The following is a 717-nucleotide window of genomic DNA, read 5'->3' on the forward strand; positions in this document are numbered from 1 at the left end:
TATGACATGAAGAAAAGGCTAGGAATGAGAGGGAAGATCGAGGAGATCATCTACGTTCGACTCGAGGCTGGCGAAGACTTCGTTCACGCCCTTTGGGACATCTGCAAAGAATACGAGATCAAGACGGGAGTCCTTCTGGACGCGACCGGCAACTTCGCCAAGGTTAGGTTGATGCGGATTTCCAGAGAGCCAAGGAGGGACAATTGGGGAGTTGATTTCCTGGAGGTCCCAGGACCGCTACAGGTGAGCGCAACTGGCATCCTCGGGACGGGCTGGGTCCCGGATAACTTGCCGCCAACGCCGGAATCTCACCGTCACTATCCCGACACAGGCTTCGGTCCTGGCGGCTTCGAGGGACACGACACCCCCTATTTTAAGATCAATATTACGGTGACGAATACTTACGAGACGATCTGCGGGCACCTCCTGCAGGGGTCACTGGTTGGCACCGTCAATCACGAAGGGAAAGCTCATGTGCCGTCGCATTTCACGGTCGCTATCGCAAAGGTTTCAGGGGTCATCTTGAGGGCCACCTACAACAAGAGCGGCTTCTATCACGACCTCGTGCCGGCATAGCGCATCGCTGGACAACGACACGGCTTACCCTCCGCGGTAAATCACCAGCCCGCACAGGAGGAATTTAGGTCTTACCGGCGGCGTAGCCGATGGGTCCGTGAAGAACCAGAACTTCAGTTTGGGACGAGCTCGAGCATGAGC

Annotated in this window: 1 protein-coding gene; it reads left to right on the top strand. The window is 56.2% G+C overall.

Going from position 1 to position 717, the window contains the following annotated elements:
- Positions 1–576: DUF296 domain-containing protein (locus tag IVA78_RS06880; RefSeq protein ID WP_247464889.1), on the top strand; the 576-nt coding region annotated here is incomplete at its 5' end.
- Between the last annotated feature and the right edge of the window lie 141 nt (positions 577–717).

Origin of the sequence: Bradyrhizobium sp. 137, from assembly GCF_023074095.1 — a bacterium.
Lineage (GTDB): Bacteria > Pseudomonadota > Alphaproteobacteria > Rhizobiales > Xanthobacteraceae > Bradyrhizobium.